Origin of the sequence: Kitasatospora putterlickiae (assembly GCF_039527695.1) — a bacterium.
GTDB lineage: Bacteria > Actinomycetota > Actinomycetes > Streptomycetales > Streptomycetaceae > Kitasatospora > Kitasatospora putterlickiae.
On the sequence record NZ_BAAAKJ010000434.1, the window covers coordinates 1 to 358 of the forward strand.

1 pseudogene is annotated in these 358 nt (G+C 78.5%); it reads right to left on the reverse strand.

What is annotated here, in order from left to right:
• Nucleotides 1-358 (reverse strand): annotated as a pseudogene (locus tag ABD308_RS35565) (hypothetical protein); the annotation flags it as partial.

The following is a 358-nucleotide window of genomic DNA, read 5'->3' on the forward strand; positions in this document are numbered from 1 at the left end:
TGCCCTCGGCGCCCGGGGCCTTCTTCTGCCGGGGCCGGAACCAGGCGCCCGTCGACTCGGCCTCCGAGGTGGCCGGCGGGATCTGCCACTCCGGCGGAAGGTGCGGCGGGGTGCCGCCGCGGCCGCCGTCCATCACGCCGAGCACCGGGGAGGCGGGCGCGGCGGAGCGGTGCCGGGGGCCGGCCGGCTCGGCGGCGGGCGCGGGCGTGTCCTCGCCGCCGCCGTCCTCGTTCTTGACGGCGCTGCGGACCACTACCGGCGGGATCGGGCGCGAGCCGGGGATGTTGATCCGGACCCGGGTGGTGACGGTGGTCTCGGTCTTCGGGCCCTCGTCCTCGCCCTCCGGAGCCGAGCCCTT